At 70.5% G+C, this 18,297-nt stretch carries 7 protein-coding genes; 5 read left to right on the top strand and 2 right to left on the bottom strand.

Translation table 11 applies throughout. The features are described from left to right. Positions 1-66: 66 nt before the first annotated feature. The 3 genes from IEY73_RS07205 (at position 67) to IEY73_RS07195 (ending at position 12,370) form a co-directional block, all read left to right on the top strand. The gene (locus IEY73_RS07205) at positions 67-7,878 is read left to right on the top strand and encodes an RHS repeat-associated core domain-containing protein (RefSeq protein ID WP_189078284.1); all 7,812 of its coding nucleotides are present in this window, start codon (positions 67-69) and stop codon (positions 7,876-7,878) included. Positions 7,879-7,892: 14 nt separating this feature from the next. Next, on the top strand, positions 7,893-8,390 hold the full coding sequence (locus IEY73_RS07200) for an SUKH-4 family immunity protein (RefSeq protein WP_189078283.1): 498 nt from the start codon (positions 7,893-7,895) through the stop codon (positions 8,388-8,390). 185 nt (positions 8,391-8,575) lie between these two features. Beyond that, positions 8,576-12,370 carry an arabinofuranosidase catalytic domain-containing protein gene (locus IEY73_RS07195; RefSeq protein ID WP_189078282.1) on the top strand — a complete coding sequence of 1,265 codons (3,795 nt, stop codon included), beginning with the start codon at positions 8,576-8,578 and terminating at the stop codon, positions 12,368-12,370. A gap of 52 nt (positions 12,371-12,422) precedes the next feature. On the opposite strand, the gene IEY73_RS07190 is transcribed toward IEY73_RS07195, so the two are convergent. Continuing rightward, on the bottom strand, positions 12,423-13,244 hold the full coding sequence (locus tag IEY73_RS07190) for an SAM-dependent methyltransferase (protein ID WP_189078281.1): 822 nt from the start codon (positions 13,242-13,244) through the stop codon (positions 12,423-12,425). A 266-nt stretch (positions 13,245-13,510) separates the two neighbouring features. Between IEY73_RS07190 and IEY73_RS07185 the strand changes: the two genes are divergently transcribed. Then, the gene (locus IEY73_RS07185; RefSeq protein ID WP_189078280.1) at positions 13,511-16,339 is read left to right on the top strand and encodes a M36 family metallopeptidase; all 2,829 of its coding nucleotides are present in this window, start codon (positions 13,511-13,513) and stop codon (positions 16,337-16,339) included. A gap of 219 nt (positions 16,340-16,558) precedes the next feature. Here the strand turns inward: IEY73_RS07185 and IEY73_RS07180 are convergent, their stop codons facing one another. Then, positions 16,559-17,398, bottom strand: a complete 840-nt coding sequence (locus tag IEY73_RS07180; protein WP_189078279.1) for an NAD-dependent epimerase/dehydratase family protein — start codon at positions 17,396-17,398, stop codon at positions 16,559-16,561. Between the two features lie 97 nt (positions 17,399-17,495). Between IEY73_RS07180 and IEY73_RS07175 the strand changes: the two genes are divergently transcribed. Further along, positions 17,496-18,284, top strand: a complete 789-nt coding sequence (locus IEY73_RS07175; RefSeq protein WP_189078278.1) for an alpha/beta fold hydrolase — start codon at positions 17,496-17,498, stop codon at positions 18,282-18,284. Positions 18,285-18,297: the final 13 nt, after the last annotated feature.

The following is an 18,297-nucleotide window of genomic DNA, read 5'->3' as shown; positions in this document are numbered from 1 at the left end:
AACAATCGCCGGTGCGGCAGCCGGTACCGGTCGTCGCAGCCTCCAATGGGGAGAGAGGCGGGCGTCATGTCTCGAAGGTCAGTCGCGTTCTTGGTGACCGGGCTCTTGGCTGTCGGGCAGGGGGCGGTCGCGGCGTCGCCGCATCAGGCCGGCGCGGCGGTCCGCGAGACGGCGCCACACGCTGCTCAACCGCTGTCGGCCGAGCAACCGGTGAAGCGGGCCGAGCGCGCCGGGCCGCTGCCGACCGGGTCGGCCGCCGCGCTGCCCGCCGACCCCGTCGACTACGCCTACGATGCGGCCGGTCAACTCCGCAGCGCCACGCAAGGCATCAGCGGCGGGTCGAGCGCACGGTACGACTACGACGAATCCGGCAACCTGACCGCGATCGACAGGTATTCGAACACCACCCTGGCGATCACCGGCGTGGTCCCCGCGCGGGCGCCCGTGGGCGCCAAGGTCACCATCGGCGGCACCGGATTCGCGGGCACCGCGGCCGGAAACACCGTCTCCTTCAACGGCACTACCGCCACCGTGACCGACGCCTCCCCGGTCCGGCTGGTCGTCACCGTCCCGGCCGGAGCCAGCAGCGGCACGATCACCGTGCGCACGGCAACCGGCAGCGCCACCAGCAGGCAACCGTTCACCGTTGACCCGGCCGCCGTGACACCGTCCATCAGCGGGTTCAGTCCGGGGCTCGGGGCCGCCGGTGACACCGTGACGATCGCCGGCACCGGATTCGCCGGCACCACGGCCGGCAACAGCGTCGCGTTCGGCGCGACCCGCGCACGAGTCACCGCCGCGAGCGCGACCAGCCTGACGGTGACCGTCCCGGGCGCGGCCGGCTCCGGCCGGATCACCGTCGCCACCGCGGCGGGCACCGCGACCAGCGGCGGCGACTTCGTGGCCGTGCCGCGGCCCTACCACGCCGCCGATGTGGCCACCACCGGCGTGCTGGCCGTCGATGGCGCCTCCGGAACCGTCACGGTCCCCACCGCGGGCAAGATCGCGGTGTACCGGTTCGCCGGCCGCAAGGGGCAACGGCTGAGCCTGGGCCTGACCGGTTCCACCTTCGCCAACGACTTCGACGCCGCGTTGTACACGCCGTACGGCGGTTCCTTCGCCCGCGACCAGTTCGACGAGCCATGGTCGCTGGCATCGCTGTTCGGCGGCCTCGCCCTGCCCACGCTGCCGGCCAGCGGCACCTATCAGCTCGTCATCGACCCGAAGGACACCGGCACCGGGTCGGTCAGCGCCACCCTGTCCAGCCGGGTGGTCAGCGGGCTGAGCTTCACCGGGGCCCCGACCGGGGTTGCGCTCAACCGGGCCGGTCAGCAGGCCGAGCTCACCTTCGCGGGCACCGCGGGCCAACGCGTCAGCCTCGGCTTCACCGGGTCCACGTTCGCCACCGGCACCACGGTGACGGCGAAGATCCTGGAACCGACCGGCACCCCGATGCTGTGGGCCTCCAGCCAGGATCGCGGACTGGTGAACCTCAGCGGGGAGGACCTCGACTTCACGACCACCCAGAACGGGACGTACACCGTCTTGTTCGGCTCGACCGATTTCAGCACCGGCTCGGTCACCGTGACCGTCTCGGCCGAACTGAACGCCGGCGCCCTGAGCTTGGGCGCGAGCAAGAACGTGTCGATCGCGCGGGCCGGGCAGAACGCCCGGATGACCTTCGCCGGCACCGCCGGGCAGCGGCTGAGCCTGGACTTCACCGCGTACACCTTCGCCTTCTACCCGGCCGTGGCGGTGTTCGCCCCGGACGGTTCGGTGCTGGGGTCGGCCAACCTCAGTTCGTTCCACTACGACCTGCCCACGCTGCCGTCGACCGGCACCTATGCGATCGTGCTCAGCCCCTATTCCAGCACCGGATCGCTCACCGCCCGGCTGACCGAACGACAGGACGCCGGCACGGTCTCGGCGACCGGGGCGGCGGTGACCGTGACCATCGCCCAAGCCGGCCGAACCGCCGATCTGGCCTTCACCGCGGTCGCGGGGCAGCGCTACTCGGTCGCCTTCTCCAGTTGGACCTTCCCCGCGTCGGCGGGGCTGCGCGTCCAGGTGCTCAATGCCGCCGGCGCAACGGTCACCGGTTACCTGGTCGGCTCGTTGAGCACGTTCTGGTTCACCGCGGCCACCGCCGGCACGTACCGAATGACGCTGACCCCGGACGACGGTGTCAGCACCGGGTCGACGGCGGTGACATTGTCCCAGGAGATCGCCGGCGGGGCGCTCACCATCGGCGCCGCGAAGACCGTGTCGGCGCCGCGACTCGGGCAGACCACCCGCCTGACCTTCACCGGCACCGCCGGGCAGCGGCTGAGTCTCAGCTTCGGCTCGTACGCCTTCCCACACACCGTCGGCGTGCAGATCGTCCGTCCGGACGGGGCCGTGTTGCGCGACGGCAACCTGGCCGCCACCCAGCTCGATCTGGATCCGCTCCCGACAGCCGGCACCTACCAGATCGTCATCTACCCGTACGCGGAGACCGGCTCCGCCCAACTGACCCTGGTCGAGCGCGTGGACGCCGGGGCGACCACGGTCGGCGGCGCGGCCAAGACGCTGACCGTCAGCCAGACCGGCCGGTACGCGGAGACCGGCTTCACCGCCACCGCCGGGCAGCGGCTCTCGTTCGGCCTCACCAACTGGACGTTCGCCAGCGGCACGGTGCTGCGGGCCCGGGTCCTCGACGCGGCCGGCACCGCGGTGTCCGACTGGAGCCTGACCAACGGCGGCAGCTTCGACGCCCGCGCGACGGCCGCCGGCACCTACCGGCTGATCATCGGGCCGACCACCTTCACCACCGGCGCGGTCACCCTGACGCTGTCCGAGCAGATCAACGCCGGCACGGTCGCGCTCAACTCGTCCAAGACGGTCACCTTCGGCCGGGCCGGGCAGAGCGCCCGGATGACCTACGCGGGCACCGCCGGCCAGAACCTGGCCCTCCAGTTCACCGGCGGCACCGTGCCGTTCTATCCGAACGTGCTGGTGCTGCGGCCGGACGGCACCACGCTGACGCAGAACTCCGGCGGCGCCACCGTCGCCATCCCCACCCTGCCCAGCACCGGCACGTACGAGATCGACCTGAGCCCGTACTCGTTCACCGGCTCGATCACCTTCACCCTCACCACCAGGTCCGCCCTCGCCGCGGCCGGGGTGGGATCCGACGTGGCACACCTGTTCCGGGCCGTGCCGGCGCGGCCCGCGGCCCCCGCCGCCACCGCCCACCCGCTCAGCCCGCCGCGGGTGAAGTCCGCCCAGCCGGCCGGCTTCCAGGAGGCGACGGCCGCCGGCAATGCCCGGACCTGGACCCCGGACCAGCGCAACCTGGCCGGCGAGGACTGGAACACGCACCAGCCCGCGGCACCGCCGCGGCAGGCGACCGCTCGCAAGGCGCCCGCCGGCACCACCGCGCTGTCCGGTCAGGCCCTGGCCCTGAACGGCAAGCCGCTGCCCGGCATCACCGTCAGCGTGCTGGCGACACGGGCCACCACCGACGCCCAAGGCCGCTTCCTGCTGGCCGGTCTGCCGTCCGGGCACCGGGTGTTGCGGGTGGACGGCGGCGCGGCGTACGGGCGGTACGACATCGGCGTGGACCTGACTGCCGGAAAGACCACGGTCCTGCCCTATCCCGTCTGGCTGTCTCAGTTGGACTCCGCGCACGCGGTGTCGTTCCCCTCCCCGACCACCCGCGAGGTGGTGCTCACCACGCCGGCCATCCCCGGCCTGGAGGTGCGGCTGCCGGCCGGCACCGTGGTGCGCGACGTCGACGGCGCGGTCGTGACGAAGCTCGGCATCACCGCGATCCCCGCCGACCGGCCCCCGTTCCCGCTGCCCAAGTCCCAGGTGCCGGCGTACTTCACGGTCCAGCCGGGCAGCTCGTACGTGTTCCCGCGCGGCGCACGGGTGATCTACCCGAACTTCACGCACGCGACGGCCGGCGCCAAGATGGACTTCTGGCACTACGACCCCGCCGGTCGCGGCTGGTTCGTCTACGGGCACGGCTCGGTCACCGCCGACCGCCGGCAGGTGGTGCCGGACCCGGGCACCGAGGTCTACCAGTTCACCGGCGCGATGCTGATCACTCCGGGCACCGACCCGCCGCCCGCGGCGGCGCCGGCGGCCGGAGGCGGGGCCAGTGGCGCGGACCCGGTGGATCTCGGTTCCGGCCTGATCGTGGACCGGCACACCGACCTGACCCTCTCCGACGTCATGCCGGTGTCGGTGACCCGCACCTATCAGCAGAGCGACACCGGCCGCCGGTCGTTCGGCATCGGCGTCAACTCCGACTACGACATCTACCTGTACTCCGAACAGCAGTGGGTGCAGGCCGACCTGATCCTGCCGGACGGCAGCAAGGTGCACTACCGGCGGATCACCCCGGGCGGCACCGGGACCAACGAGTTCCTCAGCGCGGCCTTCGCCGCCGATCCGACGCCGACCCGGTTCAACAAGTCCACGCTGGCCTGGAACGGGGACGGCTGGGACGTGCGGCTGCGCGACGGCACCACCTATGTGTTCGGGGACGAGGCGCCGCTGCGCGAGATACGCGACAGGTTCGGCAACGCCATCACGATCACCCGAGCCCCGGCCGCCGCCGATCCGGACGGCATCGTTCGGGCGAAGGGCCCGATCACCCAGGTCACCTCGCCGGGCGGCAAGTGGATCGCGTTCACCCGGGACGCCGCGAACCGGGTGACCCGCGCCGAGGACAACCTCGGCCGGGCGGTGACCTACACCTACACCAGCGACGGTCACCTGGCCACGGTGACCGACGCGAACGGCGGCGTGACCACCTATACGTACGCCTCCGGGCGGCTGGCGTCGGCCCGGGATCCGCGCGGCACCGTCTATCTGACCAACACCTACGACGCGGCCGGACGGATCAGCAAGCAGACCGCGGCCGACGGCAGCACGTTCCAGTTGGCCTACACCACCGACGCGAACGGCCGGATCACCGAGACCCGGCTGACCGATCCGCGCGGGACCGTGCGCCGGGTCACCTTCAACGCGCAGGGCTTCACCACCAGCGACACCGCGGCGTTCGGCACGGCGAGCGCGCAGACGCTGCAGATCAGCCGGGACGCCGTCACCAACCTTCCGACGGCGTACGTGGATGCGCTGGGCCGCCGGATCGAGCTGACCTACGACGCGGCGGGCAACGTCACCGGCATCACGGAACTGGCCGGCACCGCCCAGGCGCGAACCACCCGGTATGTCTACAACGGACCATTCAACCAGTTGACCCAGATCACCGACCCGCTGGGCCACGTCACCGCCTACACCTACGGCGACAACGGCGCGCTGCGCACCATCACCGATCCGGTGTCCCGGGTCACCACCCTGGAAACCACCGAGTCCGGCCAGGTCACCAAGGTGACCGACAACGCCGGGAAGGCGACCGGGTACGGCTACACGCTCGGCGATCCGTCCTCGGTCACCGACCCGCTGGGCCGCATCGGCCGGCAGGTCAACGACGGCGCCGGGCGGGCGGTGCGGGTCGCCGATCCGGACGGCGCCACCGCCCAGGTCGGGTACGACGCGCTGGACCAGGTGCGGTCGATCACCGACCCGCTCGGTCGGCAGAGCGCCTTCGAGTACGACCCGAACGGCAACCTCACCAAGGTCACCGACGCCCGCGCGCACGCCACCGGCTACACCTACGACGCGCTGGACCGGGTCACCAGAATCACCGATCCGCTCGGGCGCGCGGAGTCCTACGGCTACGACGCCAACGGCAGCCTCACCTCGGTGACCAGCCGGGACGGCACCGTGACGGGCTTCGACTACGACGTCCTGGACCGGCTGACCGCGGCGCGGTACGGGGTGTCCGGAAGCACCTCGCAGAGCCGGACCGGCTACACCTACGACGCCGGCGACCGGATCACCTCCGTGGTGGATTCGATCGCCGGGACGACCACGAACACGATGGACGGCCTGGACCGGATGACCCGGTCGGTCACCCCGCAGGGACAGATCGACTACGCGTACGACGCGGCGGACCGGCGTACCTCGATGACCGTCGCCGGACAGGCCGCCGTCACGTATGCGTACAACAACGCCGATCAGCTCACGCAGGAGGTCAAGGGCGGGGACTCGGTCGGCATCGGGTACGACGCGGTGGGCCGGCAGAACGCGGTCACCCTGCCCGGTGGGGTCACCCAGACCTACGCCTACGACGCGGCAAGCCAGCTCACCGGCATCACCTACACCCGCGGCTCGGCCACCCTGGGCACCCTGACCTACGGCTACGACGACGCCGGCCGCACGGTGCACGTGGGCGGCAGTTACGCCCGCGCGGACCTGCCGGCGGCGTACGGCCCGGCGAGCTACGACGCGGCGAACCAACTCACCGCCGTGGGTGCCACGGCGTACGCCTACGACGCGAACGGCAACCTCACCTCCGATGGCACCACCAGCTACACGTGGGACGCCCGCGGGCAGCTCGCCGCCCTGAGCAGGACCGGCCTGTCGGTGTCCTTCGGGTACGACGGACTGGGCCGGCGGGCCACCAAGACCAACGGCTCGACCACCGCCGGTTATCTCTACGACGGGCTCAACCCGGTGCAGGAACTGACCGGCGGTACGCCGTCGGCCAACCTGCTCAGCGCCGGCGTGGATCAGGTGTTCGCCCGCAGCACGAGTGCGGGCACCAACGCCCTGCTCACCGACGCCCTGGGCAGCACGGTGGGGCTCGTCGACGCCGGCGGCAACGTCACCGCCGAATACAGCTACCAGCCCTACGGCGCCACCACGGTGTCCGGCTCCGACGCGGGCAACCCGGTGCGTTTCGCCGGACGCGAGGACGACGGCACCGGCCTGTACTACAACCGCGCGCGCTATTACTCCACACGGGACCATCGATTCCTCAGCACCGACCCGCTGGGCTTCGGCGGTGGCGGCACCAACCTCTACGCGTACGTGGGCAACCAGCCGACCGGCCTGACCGACCCGTTCGGCACCAAGCCGCGCGGTCCCGGCGGGAAACCGCCGGCGCCGCCGGACGGTTGCGAGCCGAACAGCTTCACCGCGGACACCCCCGTGGTGATGGCCGACGGAAGCCGCAAGCCGATCAGCGACGTTCGGCTCGGCGACAAGGTGCTGGCCACCGACCCGGCGACCGGCAAGAACGTGGCTGAGCCGGTGACCGCGCTGATCGTCGGCGAGGGCGCCAAGGACCTGGTCGACATCAGCGTCGACGGTGGACAGACGGTGACCGCGACGGCCGGGCACGCGTTCTGGGTGGACCAGGACGGTCGCGCGGACACCCCGGGCGGGCAGTGGATCAACGCCGCCGAGTTGCGGCACGGGCAGTGGCTGCGCGCCGCCGACGGGCGCATGGTCCGGATCGCCGGAACGCACGCGCACGCCCAGAACGCCCGCGTCTACAACCTGACGGTCGCCGACGCCCACGACTTCTACGTCGCCGCCGGCGCCACCGCCCTGCTGGTGCACAACGAGGAGTGCGACGAAGTCGGCTCACAGGCCGACTACAACTCCCAGAACGACCTGATCGATGCGGTGAAGGCACGCCGGATCGCGGACGGCAACCGGGGCGGAAATTACGGCGCCGCGCGCCTGCAGGACGGTCGCATCATCACCGGACGGGCCCAGGGTAAGGGCGCCAGTGGCATCCACGCCGAGGAGGACCTCATCCAGCAGGCCGGCGGCTTGCGCAACATCAAGGATCTCTACACCGAGCGCGCGCCGTGCGCCGCCAAGTGCGGCCCGATGCTGCGCGACACCGATGTCAACGTCACCTGGTCGTATCGCTGGAACGGGGTGGACAGGGCGGCCACCGACGCCATCCGCGCCGCTACCAACAAGGCACTGCGGGAGGCGGTGCGGCAACTGTTCAGCAGCGGCGGTTGAGGTACCGTGCCGCCATGAGCTGGCCCACGTTCGAGCTGGTGCGGCTCGACTCCACCGAACGGGTCGCGCCGGCCGTCGCGGATCGCCTCGCCGATCCCGGCGTGCCGCGCGGCCTGGGCGGATACGACCTGCTGGACCAGGCGCGACCGCTGCCGGGCGACGACACCGCGGACCTGATCTGCTTCGGGACGGTGGGCCCGTTCGGGCGGATCTGCGTGCGGGCGTCCACCGGCGCGGTGGTGCACGTGCCCAACCCGGAGCGGATCACCACCAACACGGTCAACACCGACCTGGACCGGCTCGCCGGATGCGTCCGGGCGGTCGCCGACCGCTTTCCGTTCTACAGCGCGGACAGCGATCCGGAGGACTGGGATCGGGCGGCGGCGGATCTGCGCGCCGCGCTGGCCGCGATCGACCCGGCGGCCGAGGCGAACCACGGCTTCTGGCAGACCTTCGTCGACGATGTCGCGATGGGGATCTACTCCACCGAAGAAGTGCTCGACGAGGACTGACCTTTCCCCGTGGCGGGGCCGTGGCCCGGACAGGCAGGACGCGGCCTCCCGGCGTTTCGCCGACGTTACGCGCGATGTCACGCCAGGTCTTGACGAGCCCGACTGTTAACGTTCACAGTGACATTCGTCTATCGATTACATCGATGCCGGCGCGCGCGGCGCCGGTCGGCGCACAGGACGGTGACATGCGACTTCCGTGGGCTTCGAATCCGGCACGGCGCAGGATGCGCGCCGCCGGCATGGTGATCCTTCTCGGCATGATCGGCGCACCGCTGGGCACGACAGCCGCGGCGCAGGCCGGCCCGCCCACCCTGCCGCACGCGGCACGGCCCTGCGACATCTACGCCGCCGGGGGCACGCCCTGCGTGGCGGCGCACAGCACCACGCGCGCCCTCTACGCCGCCTACACCGGCCCGCTGTACCAGGTCAGGCGGCTGTCGGATGACCGAGTCCGCAACGTCGGTCTGCTCCGCCGCGGCGGGTACGCCGACGCCGCCACACAGGACCGGTTCTGCGCCGGCACCACATGCCTGATCACGAAGCTCTACGACCAGTCACCCATGCGCAACCACCTCACCCAAGCGCCCCGCGGTGGCTTCAGCGGACCCGCCATGGGCGGCGCCGACAACCTCCCGATCGCGGACATGGCACCGATCACCGTCGGCGGGCATCAGGCGTACGGCGTCCTCATCGCACCGGGCATGGGCCTGCGCAACAACGACACCCGCGGCATCGCGGTCGACGACGAGCCGGAGGGGATGTACTGGATCGTCGACGGCCACCATTACAACGGCGGCTGCTGCTTCGACTACGGCAATGCCGAGATCGACAGCCGCGACGACGGCAACGGCACCATGGAGACCAGCTACTTCGGCACCGCGAGCGCCTGGTACCACGGACCCCCGCCCGGACCGTGGATCATGACCGACCAGGAGAACAACCTGGTGGGCTGCGTCAACCCGGGGAGCACGTCGAAGCTCTGCCCCGATCTGCCGAGCGTGACGTCGCGTTTCGTGACCGCGGTGGCCAAGGGCGAGCCGCATCACTGGGCCAGCCTCGGCGGCGACGCACAGCAAGGCGCCCTGACCACGATGTTCGACGGTCCACGCGTCGACGCGAGCTACGACCCCATGCGCAAGCAGGGCGCGATCGTCCTGGGCAACGGCGGCGACAACAGCAACGGCTCCCAGGGCACCTTCTACGAGGGCGTGATGACGGCCGGGTACCCGACCGACGCCGTCGACCAGCAGGTGCAGGCCAACATCGTGGCGGCCCGGTACGACGTACGGCCGCTGACCCTGACGCCGGGGTCGACGGCCGCCGACCCGCCGGGCCTGCAGACCTTCGCACCCGGGGAGAAGCAAGAGGTCACCGAGACGTTCACGAACACCACCGGCGCGACGGTCGCCGATGTCCGGCTGAGTCTATCGGTGCCCCACGGGTGGACCGCCGAGGCGACGGGGGCGACCCGGTTCCGATCGGTCGCGCCCGGCGGACGCGTCCGCACCACCTTCGCCGTCACGTCGGCGCGCACGGCGTTCAACGGCGACCTCACCGGCCGGGCCGTGTGGCGGGGCTCGGCCCGCGGGGCGTGGCACGTGTGGACGACGGCCGAGAAGGTCCGCAACGCGGACCCGATCACGATCAACGAGTTCCGCGTGGGCACCAGCGCCGACCCGACCGACTCCTACATCGAACTGCACAACGACGGCTCGCGCGCCGTGGACGTCTCCGGCTGGACGTTGACCGAGCACCCGACCCAGCAGGCGGTCTCCTCAACGGTGCGCATCCCGGCCGGCACCCGGATCGCCGCACACGGCCACTATCTGCTCGGCCTGTCCACCTCGGGCCTCGCCGCCCCCGCCGGGGCGGGCGACACCACCCTCAACGTCCGCAGCACGACCGGAATGGAAGTCGGCGACCCGATCGTGGTCGGCACCGGCAGCAAAGCCGAATCCGCGACGATCGCCGACATCCCGGCCACCGGCGCATCCGGGCCGCGAGCCGACGGGCGTCTCGGCAACGCCGTCCGTCTCAACGGCGCCGACGAGTACATCAGCCTGCCCGCCGGAATCGTCAGCGACCTGTCCGACTACACCGTCTCGGCGTGGGTCAACCCGGCCTCCGAGGACACCTGGGCGCGGATCTTCGACTTCGGCTCCGGCACCGCGGTGAACATGTTCCTGACCGTCAACGCCGCGGGCAACGGGCTCCGCTTCGCCATCACCACGGACGGCAACGGCGCCGAGCAGACCCTCACCGGCGGCGGCCATCTGCCGCTGAACACCTGGTCACACGTCGCGGTGACGCTGGCCGGCACCACCGGGACGTTGTATCTCAACGGCACCGCGGTGGCGACCAACCCGGACATGACGTTGACGCCGTCCTCGCTCGGCGACACCGACCAGAACTGGATCGGCCGCTCGCAATACCCCGACCCCTACCTCAACGGAACCGTTGACGACTTCGCCGTCTACGGCCGGGCCCTGTCCCCCGCCGACATCAGCGACCTGGCCGAGGGCCAGGCCGGCGCCGGCGACATCGCCGACTACCGATTCGACGAGACCGGCGGCCGGGTCGCCATCGACTCCTCCGGCCACGCCGGCAACGCCACCATCGTCAGCCCCGGATCGGCCGCCACCCTCAGCACGCCCCTGTGGCAACCGCTGCCCGACGGCCCGGTGATCACGGTTCCGGCACATGCGACGAACGTCCCCGTGACGAGCACGGCCGGCTTCACCGTCGGTCAGCGGGTGGCCATCGGCTACGGCAAGAAGCGTGAGGTCGCCACCGTCACCGCGGTCGGCAAGGCCGGCACCCAGGCGTTGCTGGCCGCACCGGCGTCCGTCGGCGCCACCACCATCAAGGTCACCTCCACCGCCGGAATCTCGGTGGGTGACCGGATCCGGTTGGACATCGACTCGCGGATCGAAACCGTCACCGTGGCCGCAACCGGTACCGCCGGTGCCGGCGGCACCGGCCTCGACCTGACCCGCCCGCTGCGGTTCGCCCACTCGTCCAACCTGCCGTTCAGCGATCGCGGCACCGGAATCACCTTCACCCCGGCCACCCGCTTCCCGCACTCGAGCAACGAGCCGGTGCAGGCGCTGGGCGGCGGCATCGTGCTGGATCGCCCGCTGACCCACCGCCATGCGATCGATACGCCCCTGCGTGATTCCGCCGTCACGGTCGCGGGTTACCAGGGAACACCGGCTCCGGACCAGTGGTTCGGCGGACCCGCCCTGTCCACCGGTGCCGGCAGCATGGTGCTGCGCGACGCCCGAGGGCTGGTCGCCGACAGTCTCAACTACGGGCTGCTCGTCGACCCGTGGCTCGCCGAGGGTTACCAGGCCGGTACGGGCGCCGGCTGCACCGTTGCCACGCCCGCCCTGGCCGACGGCGAAGGCAAGAGTGCGAGCCGGTTCCCGGACGGCGCCGACACCGACAGCAACTGCGCCGACTTCATCACCTCGAACCCGACGCCCGGCGCGGCGAACCTCTTCGCGCTCGATCCGGGGCCGTGGGTGTCGTTGCAGGCCACCGCCGACGCACCCACGTTCGTCAAACACGACGACGGCGACCTCGTGGTGACCGCACCGATCACGCCGGACGCTCCGGCGGTGGACAAGCGGGACGCCACCTGGGTGCAGGCAGCCGGCCTGGCCGACGCCGACTGTGTGTCCTTCGAGTCGATCACCAGGCCCGGCAGCTACCTGCGCCATCAGAACTTCCAACTTCGCCTGCAGCCCAACGACGGCAGCACGCTGTTCACCCAGGACGCGACGTTCTGCCCGCAGCCGGGCAACGGCGGTCAGGGAACATCGTTCCGGTCGGTGAACTTCCCGGACAGGTACCTCCGCGCTTTCGACAACGCCGTCTACCTCGCCAGCAACGGCGGATCCAACGCCTGGGACACGACCACCTCGTGGGCGGCCGACACGAGCTGGGTGGTCGCCGAGCCGTGGACGCCGCGGCCATGACCGGTGGCCGGCGGCTGCCAGGGCCGGGTGCCGGGACCTCCCGGCCCCGGCCTCAGGGCTTGCGCGCGACGGCTCCGTACATGGCGATGTCCTTGTCCGCGATCCCCTGCGCCGCAGTGGAGTCCGGGCGCCACTTGTGCACCTGGACCAGCCCCGGTTCGACCATCTCCAGACCGTCGAAGAACGCCAGCGCCTTGGCCCGGTCGCGGAAGATGAGCGTCTCCCCGACCCGGTTGTACTCCCGCTGGACCTCGGCCAGCGGGACCGGGTCGAACTCGTCGGTCGCGATGGACATCGCCAGGTAACTTCCGCTCGGCAACACCTCCAGGACCTGCCGGACGACCCGCAGCGCTTCGGCGTCGTCCTCGATGAAATGCACGATCGCGATCAGGAGCAGGCCGACCGGCTGAGTCAGGTCGAGAGTCCGCTGGAACTCGGGCGCGGCGATGATCGTCTGCGGATCGCGCATGTCGGCGTCGACGTACGCCGTCTGCCCCTGAGCCGTTCCGAGCATCAGGGCACGCGTGTGCGCGAGCACCAGCGGATCGTTGTCGGTGTAGACCACCCGCGCGGTGGGGTCGACCGACTGCGCGACCTCGTGGAGGTTCGGTGACGTCGGCAGCCCGGTGCCGATGTCGAGGAACTGCCGAATCCCGCGCTCGGCGGCCAGGAAACGCGCCACCCGGTGCATGAAGTAACGGTTGGCCTGCATATGAACCCGCAACGCCGGCCAGATCTTCAGCGAGTTCTCACCGGCCTCGCGGTCGGCGGCGAAGTTGTCCTTGCCGCCGAGGATGTAGTCATAGATCCGTGCACCGTGCGCCCGATCGGTCCGCAGATCGACCTCGCGGGCGTCCTCACCACGACGTTCCACCGGCGGCCTCCATAGAACGATGTCGTCGCTTGCGCGACCGACCCTACACCGATCATGCACCGCCACGGTCCACGATCCACCGTCCACATCGTCGACGTGATTCCCCGACGGGAGAATGCCAGGCCGAATGTGTGTTTCCCGTGAAATAAATGGAGACCTTTGTCTAAATAGGGAAAACAATTTAAAAGCCTCGATATCGCGCGTACGCTCGGCGATTGTCTCTCCGCGTGCGATCCCGTTTCGGAGAGACCGTTAGGAGTCCACTGATGACATCCGTACCCACACGCAGGTCCGTCGCCGCCATCGCCGCGGCGGTCCTGGGCGTCGGCGCCGTCCCCGCCTCGGCGTCCGCCGCCCCCGATCCCGGACCGGACACGGTCCGGGCACGCCACCACGACGACCGGCGGGCCAACTTCGATGCCCGAACACCGGACGCGCGTACGCTCGCCACGCTCCGCACCGCCCGCCGCCCCGCCGACGTCACCAAGCTGCGGTCCGGTCTCGGCACCCAGGGCCTCGTCGACATCGACCCGGTCACCGGGACCGCGCGCCGCGTCGCCCGGCTCGACGGGTTTCTCACCGCACCCAGCTCGCGGCCGGCCACGAAGATCGCCACCGGCTATCTCGCCGCCCACCCGGAGGCCTTCGGCCTGGACACGGCCGAGATCGGCGATCTGCGGCTGCGCAAGGACTACACCGACGTCGACGGCACCCACCACCTGAGCTTCCAGCAGATGGTCGGCGAGGTGCCGGTGTTCGGCAACGGCGTCAAGGCCGACATCGCCAAGGACGGCCGGCTCATCCAGGTCACCGGTTCACCGGCGGCGTCCCTGCCGTCCTCGCTGAGCGACGCGACGATGACCGCCGCACAGGCCCGGGCAGCCGCGGCGAAGGACGTCGGCGTCAGCCCGCAGGCCGGTGCGCGACCGGACGACCCGGCCGAGCTGGTCGCCTTCGCCGCCGGGGGCAGCGCGCGGCCCGCCTGGCAGACGCTGTCGACGAAGGAGGGCTACCTGCACGTGATCGACGCGGCGACCGGTCGCGTCCTCTACCGGCAGGACCTGCTGCTCAACGACAACGCGCCGGCGGCCGTGGTGTGGCAGAACTACCCGGGCGCGCGCTTCGGCGGCGTGCAGCAGCACCGGTCGCTGAAGAAGTGGATCGCGCCGGACGCGACCGAGCTGACCGGCGACTCGGCGCACGTGTTCCTCGACGTCAACGACGACGACAAGGCCAACGCCGGCGAGGAGGTCGCCCCGAACAAGCCCGGCGACTGGCGGTTCCCGTTCACCGACTTCACCAGCCAGGTCGGCGCGCCCTGCGCGGCGGACAAGAAGTGCTCCTGGGACCCGCACGTGGCGTACTCGTGGAAGGACAACGCGCGGCAGAACGCGGCGCAGCTCTTCTACTACGTCAGCAGCTTCCACGACCACCTGGAGTCCGCGCCGATCGGGTTCACCCGGGAGGCGGGCAACTATGAGACGGCCGACGGCGACCCGATCGAGGTCAACGCGATCGACGGGGCGGACACCGCGGACGGGTTCCCGGACGCCGGGCACACCGACAACGCGAACATGCTGCCCACGCCGGACGGCGTACCGGGCCGGATGCAGATGTATCTGTTCTCCGACCCGTCGTGGCCGGACGACCCGTTCCTGGCGGCCAACTCGGGCGACGAAGCCGACGTGGTCTACCACGAATACACCCACGGCATGTCCAACCGTCTGGTGGTGGACGCCTCCGGCAACTCCACGCTGACCGGCTTCCAGGGGTACGCCATGGGCGAGGCGTGGAGCGACTGGTACGCGTTCGACCACCTCGCCGCCCTGGGCTTCCAGACCGACACCGCCAAGCCCGGCGAGGTGCTGGTCGGCCGGTACGTGAGCGACGACCAGAACCTGATCCGCACGCAACCGCTGGACTGCACGGTCGGCGCCGACGCCGAGGTCTGCCCCGGCACGTCCGGCGCGGGCTCCGGCGGATACACGTACGGCGATTTCGGCAAGATCATTGGATTCCCGGAGTCGCACGCGGACGGCGAGATCTGGGGTGAGACCCTGTGGGACCTGCGCAGCATGCTGGGGTCGAAGATCTCCGAGTCGCTGATCACCCGCGCGATGGAACTGTCCCCGGCGAACCCGTCATACCTCGACATGCGCAACTCGATCCTGATGGCCGACCGGGTCACCCGGGACGGCCGGGACCAGCACAAGATCTGGAAGGTCTTCGCCGGGCGCGGCATGGGCTGGTTCGCCGCTGACCTCGGCGGCGACGACACCACCCCGATCGAGGACTTCTCGATGCCGCCGAACCGGGACGCGTCGCGCACCTCGGTGAGCGGCACCATCACCGACGCCGACTCGGGCGCCCCGGTGGCCGGCGCCACGGTCACCTTCGCCGGTCACAACTCCGGGTTTGCGGACTCCTACCAGGCGGTCAGCGACGCCGACGGCCGGTACACGATCGCGAACGTCCTGCCCGGCGGGACCTATCCCGAGGTCAGCGCCTCCGGTGCCGGGTACGAACCGGTGATGCGTGACCTGCGGGTGCACCAGGGCGCCAACAAGGTGAACTGGGTACTGCGCCGGGACTGGGCCGCGACCAGCGGCGGGAGCCAGGTCACCGACTCCAACGGCGCCGACTACAGCTTCATCGGCTGCGGCCCGGACGCCGCGGTGGACGCCTCGCAGCAGACCGGTTGGAGCACCGATGCGACGTACGCGGACGACGGCAGCATCGATCCGCGATACATGATGGTTCGGTTGCCGGACGCGGTCGACGTGTCCGCGGTCGAGATCAACCCGACCGGCAACTGCGGTGACGATGCCAGTTCCTCAACCGGTGACTACCGGGTGGAGACGTCGGCCGACGGCCAGGACTGGACGGTCGCCGCGCAAGGCCACTTCGGCGTGCAGAACCGCGACAAGATGAACGCGGTGCCGCTGGCGCCGGACAGCACCCCCGGGGTGCGCTACGTGCGCTACACGATGCTCGGTACTCAGGTGGCCGAGGAGGGCGTCACCTGCCCGGATCTCTACACCGGGTGCTTCTACGTCGACACCGTGGAGGTGGGCGTCTTCGGCATCGCGCGCTGAACCCGCTCTGCGGAAGGCCGGGCGGCGGGGTTCCGCCGTCCGGCCTCCTCGGCCTCGCGGCACCGACTCGACCTGCGGTTAGCACGCGTGGGGCGCACACGGTGTCTCGGTGTTCGGAAGGGTGCGCGGTGCGGATCGAGCTGGTGACCGGCGACATCACAACCGAGCGGGTCGACGCCATCGTGAATTCGACGACCAGAATCGACATTTCCGGCTCCTTCACACGTGATGGCGCCAGCTATGCCGGGGTTCGTACCCGAGAATGCGCTTCGCCTTGTCGATTGACAGCAATGTCTCGTGCTCACCGAGTTCCTTGCGCACCTCGACGCCGGGATAGACCTCGGCCGCCAGGCTCGCGGACGAACGGCTCATCACCGTGTCGGCGTTGGCGATGACGAAGATCTCCATGCCGGTTCCCTGATGGTCCAGGGCCTTCCGTACGGCCTGGGCGCCGTCGCGCGCGTCGATGTAGCCCCACAGGTTCCATTTCCGGCGTGCCGGGTCGGCGTCGAAGGACGGGAACTCGGCGTAGTCCTGCGGATCCATGACGTTGGAGAAGCGCAGTCCGATCATCTTGAGCCGGGGATTCCAGCGGCAGAACTGCGCCGCCATCGTCTCTTCGAGGTGTTTCGCGAGTGAGTAGCGCGACTCCGGCCGACCCGGGTACTCCTCGTCGACCGGTAGGTACGGCGGAGGCGTGTCGAACGGGAGGCCGAGCACTGTCTCGCTGGACGCCCACACCACGTTCGTGATGCCCGCTGCCTTCGCCGCCGCGAACACGTTGTATGTGGCGATGATGTTGTTGTGGAACGTCGCCGCGTTGGCCATGATGCCGGGTGCGGGGATCGCCGCGAGATGCACCACCGCGTCGATGTGGTCGTAGCGGTCGTCGATCGCGGTGAGCGCCTCGATCGTCTGGCCGTAGTCGGTAAGGTCGACCCGGATGTCCGGCCGCTGCGCCGCGGCATCCAGGTTGATCACCTCGTCGCCGTCCTCCGTGAGCCCGGCGACCACGGCCCGGCCGAGCTTGCCGGTGCCACCAGTGACCGCGATCCGCATGCTGCCTCCCGAAATGATTCTCTGGTACCGGACGAAGCCTAACCACGCAGTCCCGCCGCCCGCCCGGTCGGCGGCAACCACCACACCAGGAGCGATCATGAGCTACGCGAACGTCAACGGCATCGAGCTCTACTACGAGACCCACGGTGCCGGCCGCCCGCTGGTGCTGTTGCACGGCGGGTTGGGGTCGGGCGAGATGTTCGCCCCGATCCTGCCGACGCTTGCCGCCGACCGTCAGGTCGTCCTGCCCGACCTGCAGGGTCACGGCCGCACCGCGGACATCGAACGGCCCTTGGACGTACGGGTGATGGGTGATGACATCGCAGCGCTGATCGATCACCTCGGCCTCGACCGCCCCGACGTCGTGGGGTACTCGCTGGGCGGTGCCGTCGCCATGCAGGTCGCCTTCCACCACCCGGACAGGGTGGGCCGGCTTGTCGCGGCGTCGGCTGGCATCCGACGCGATGCGGCCTACCCGGACATCCTGGAGCAACAGGGACAGGTGAACGCGGGCGCTGCCGAGTTCATGAAGGCGACCCCGATGTACGAGCTGTACCAGCGGGTCGCGCCGCGCCCGGAGGACTTTCCCCGGCTGCTCGACAAGATCGGCGAGGCGTTGGCGCAGGACTTCGACTTCACCGATCAGGTCCGCTCGCTGACCGTGCCGACGATGATCGTCGCGGGCGACGCCGACATGTGCCCGCCGAGCCACTTCGTCGAGGCTTTCCAACTGCTCGACGGCGGTCTGCGTGATGGCGGCTGGCAGGGCGAAGGCCGTCCCACCGGCGGTCACGCGCTCGCCATCCTGCCCGGCCTGACCCACTACAACCTGGCGATCTCCCCGCTGTTCGCCGCGGTCACCCGGGACTTCCTGGAGGCGAAGTAGCGGGAGCGATGCG

Origin of the sequence: Mangrovihabitans endophyticus, assembly GCF_014646155.1 — a bacterium.
Taxonomy (GTDB): Bacteria; Actinomycetota; Actinomycetes; order Mycobacteriales; family Micromonosporaceae; genus Actinoplanes; species Actinoplanes endophyticus.
Note: the sequence above shows the minus strand (reverse complement) of the source record. Positions and strands in the feature narration are given on the sequence as shown.